The organism is Streptomyces sp. NPDC006265 (genome assembly GCF_040613555.1).
GTDB lineage: Bacteria > Actinomycetota > Actinomycetes > Streptomycetales > Streptomycetaceae > Streptomyces.
This window is the reverse complement of sequence record NZ_JBEXSH010000879.1, coordinates 1-3756: the sequence shown is the minus strand read 5'-3', so window position 1 is coordinate 3756 and position 3756 is coordinate 1. Positions and strand designations below refer to the sequence as shown.

Here is a 3756-nt window from a genome sequence, read left to right as displayed (position 1 = left end):
GTGGACTCCACGAGCCGGGGCGCCTGCTACTCGCCCTTCCCGCGTCCCAGCGTGCTGCCCGTCACCGCCAGCACGGAGAGCACCACCAGCGCGGCGGCCGGGCCGAGTACCGTCCGGGGGGCCAGTTCGGCGTACGGCTGGTTCTCCGACAGGAGCCTGCCCCACTCGGGGGTGGGCGGCTGTTCACCCAGGCCGAGGAAGCCGAGCGAGGCCAGGACCAGGACGGCGGTCGGCAGCCGCAGCAGTGCGTTGCGCAGGAGGGCCGGCAGGACCGCGGGGAGCAGGTGGCGGCGCAGCAGGTGCAGCCGTCCCGCGCCGAGCGCGACGGAGGCGGCGATGTGACCGCTCGCGCGTTCCTGTTCGAGCAGGGCGGCGGTCTGCGCGGCGTACGGGCTCCAACCGACCACGCAGACCGCGATCGCCGCGCCCCACACCGAGGGGCCGGTCACGCCCGCGACCAGCAGACCGGTGAGGACTGCGGGCAGGGTCGCCCCGACCTCCGTCGGACCGGCGCTCGCCCGCGGTGCCGTGCCCAGCAGGAGTCCGGTGACCGCGCTGACCGCCGTCACGGCGAGGGCGACACCGGCCGTGCGCAGCGCCCCGTGGCCCAGCCGGGCCAGCAGATCCCGGCCCAGCGCGTCCGTGCCCAGCGGGTGTTCGAGGGACGGGGACACCAGCCGCGCCGCCGTGTCGACCTGCGAGGGGTCGCGGAGCAGGCCCGCCGTGACGAGGGCGAGCAGGGCTACTGCACATGCCGCGGTGATCCAGCGCAGGGAGCGCGGCGGGACGAGCCGGGGCCGGTGCAGGGCCGGCAGGGCGCCGTCACGCAGGGGGCGGCCGAGGAGGGCGTGGCGCAGGGCCCGGACCAGGATGCCGGCGCTCACGCCGAGCAGGACCAGCGCCAGGGTCGCGGTCTGGAGCACCGGGAGGTCCTGGGCGACGGCGGCCTCCAGGGCGAGCCGGCCGAGCCCGGGGATGTTGAAGATCTTCTCCACCGCGACCGCACCGCCGGCCAGGGCCACGACGGTCGGCAGCGGCTGCGGCAGCATGCCGGGCAGGGTGCGGCGCAGTGCGTTGCGGCCGATGTGACCGGGCGGGAGCCCGACGGCGTACGCCGTGCGCGCCCACGGTTCGTGGAAGGCGGCGGGCAGTGCCTGGTCGAGGATCCCGCCGAGCATCGCGCCCGACGGGATGCCGAGGGCCAGCGAGGGCAGCACCATCGACTGCGGCCCCTCCCACCCGCTGGACGGGAACCACCCCCACCACACCCCGCACACGGTGGCCAGCACGGAAGCAAGCAGGAACTTCGGCAGCGCGGCCAGCACGGCGGCCGTGGTGCCCGTCCGGTCCTGCCGCAGCCGGCGCCGGGAGCCGAGGAACACGGTGCGGGCACACACCAGCGCGGCGACCAGGGCGGTCACCATGAGCGCGCCCAGCATCAGGGTCAGCGAGACCGACAGGGCGGTCCCCACCTGCGGCATGACCGGTTCGCCGGAGACCCACGAGACGCCCGCGTCTCCGCGGGGCAAGCCGCCCAGAGTGCCCGAGATGCGCGAACGGTCCCTCGTCCAGCCCCAACTGCTCGCCTACGGTGGCAAGTTCCGCGGCTGTGGGGTTCTGGTCGGCGGAACGGGCGCGCAGCACCGTGCGGGCGGGGTCGGCGCCGGTCAGCCACGGCAGCAGGGCCACCGCACCGAGCAGCACGGCTCCGGCGAGCGCACGGCCTGCCGCCGCCGGCCACAGGGGCGGGCGGGCGGCGGGGGCGTGACAGGGGCGAGAGCGAGCGCCGCTATGAGGCCGCGGGAGGGGGTGCGCATGTCGGGTCCTGTCGTGCGGGGAGGTCGGACAGACAGCCGGGGCCCGTCCGGTGCTTGATCGGCGGCGTCAACATATAAGGGGAGCCTTACCAAACCCTCAGCCGGGTAGGTGAAAGCTCAACGAATGAACGGCCGCGGTTCGAATGAAGAGCTCTCGACCTGTTGTTCGCCCTGTGTCATCGTGTGGGCCGGGCGGAGGTGAGGCGCATGACCGGCGCGGACCCGGGGCTCTTCGGGCCGGACTCGGTGACCTGGCAGGTGCACAGCGACCCCGTGATGTGGATCGCGGGTGTCCGGGCGCTCTACCTCCAGGCCCTGCATCCCCGTGCGGTGCGCGGGGTCATGCAGAACTCCGACTTCCGGCGGGACGCCTGGGGCCGGCTGATGCGTACCGCCGACTTCGTCGGAACGACGACCTACGGCACCACCGAGGCCGCCGAGCGCGCCGGCGCCCGGGTCCGGAAGATCCACCGCATGCTGACCGCCACCGACCCGGACACCGGCGAGCGCTACGGCGTCGACGAACCCGCCCTGCTGATGTGGGTGCACTGCGCCGAGATCGACTCGTATCTGCAGGTCGCGCGCAGGTCAGGACTCCGGCTCACCGATGCCGAGGCCGACCGGTACGTGGCCGAACACCGGGTGAGCGCACGCCTGGTGGGTCTGGACACCGACGCCCTACCCGCGAACCGGGCCGAGCTGGCCGAGTACTTCGAGAAAGTGCGCCCGGACCTGGCCGCCGGACCCGAGGCACGCGAGGTGGACGACTTCCTGCTCCGCCCGCCGACGCACCCGCTCCTCGTACCGGCGCGCGAGGTGCTGTGGCGGCGCGTGGCACATCTGGCGTACGCCTCTCTGCCGCCGTACGCCCACGAGTTGTACGGCAGACCAGCCCCCGCTCCCGCCACCGTCACCCGCCAACTGCGCCTCGCGGGCCTCCTGCTGCGCCGCATCCCCGCACGTGTGCGGTGGCAACTCCCGCCCAAACACATTCTGCGGGCGATGGCGAGGCTCGGCCCCGACGCGCGCCCGGCACCGTACAAACTCGGACGATAGGCCGCCATACTGGGTGGGCCAGGGGGCGGGCGGACAGCTACCGGGGGGAGCGTCGCGCGACATGGGGTACAGCAGGCTCATCCATGGCCGGTACCGGCTGCTCGATCTGATCGGGCGCGGCGGCATGGGCGAGGTGTGGCGGGCCCGGGACGAGTCCCTGGGCCGGCACGTCGCCGTCAAGTGCCTCAAGCCACTCGGCCCGAACCACGACCACGCCTTCACCCGCGTGCTGCGGGAGCGGTTCCGCCGCGAGGGCCGGGTGGCGGCCGCGCTGCAGCACCGGGGCATCACCGTCGTACACGACTTCGGTGAGTCCGACGGCGTCCTCTACCTCGTCATGGAGCTGCTGGACGGACGCAACCTCAGCCAGCTCCTGGAGGACAACAAGCAGCACCCGCTGCCGGTCGCGGATGTCGAGGAGATCGCCGAGCAGGTCGCCGCAGCCCTCGCCTACTGCCATGAACAGGGCATCGTCCACCGGGACCTGAAACCCGCGAACATCATGCGGCTCGGCGACGGCACGGTGAAGATCTGCGACTTCGGCATAGCCCGACTCGGGCACGACATCGGCTTCACCTCCAGACTGACCGGCACCGGCATCGCCATGGGGACCCCGCACTACATGTCCCCGGAGCAGATCAGCGGCACCGAGGTCGACCAGCGCAGCGACCTCTACTCGTTCGGGTGCGTGCTGTACGAGATCGCCACCGGCGTACCGCCGTTCGACCTCGGAGACGCCTGGGCGATCCTCGTCGGCCACCGCGACACCCCGCCCCGCCCGCCGCGCGAGCACCGTGCCGAACTGCCCGAGTACCTGGAGCGGGTCGTCCTCGACCTGCTCGCCAAGGAACCCGGGCAACGGCCCGACGACGCCCGCGAGCTG

Annotated in this window: 2 protein-coding genes and 1 pseudogene; 2 read left to right on the top strand and 1 reads right to left on the bottom strand. The window is 73.3% G+C overall.

What is annotated here, in order from left to right; all coding sequences use genetic code 11:
- Positions 1–26: 26 nt before the first annotated feature.
- Positions 27–1743 (bottom strand): annotated as a pseudogene (locus tag ABZ281_RS41990) (ABC transporter permease subunit).
- A 281-nt stretch (positions 1744–2024) separates the two neighbouring features.
- Between ABZ281_RS41990 and ABZ281_RS41985 the strand changes: the two are divergent.
- Both ABZ281_RS41985 and ABZ281_RS41980 read left to right on the top strand, forming a co-directional pair.
- Complete coding sequence (locus ABZ281_RS41985) at positions 2025–2873, top strand: oxygenase MpaB family protein (RefSeq protein WP_356663225.1); 849 nt, start codon at positions 2025–2027, stop codon at positions 2871–2873.
- Between the two features lie 61 nt (positions 2874–2934).
- The coding region (locus tag ABZ281_RS41980; protein ID WP_356663223.1) for a serine/threonine-protein kinase at positions 2935–3756 on the top strand (822 nt) is incomplete at its 3' end.

Excerpts from the sequence above, each read along its gene's own strand:
- ABZ281_RS41985 (WP_356663225.1), top strand. The coding sequence starts at position 2,025 with ATGACCGGCGCGGACCCGGGGCTCTTCGGGCCGGACTCGGTGACCTGG.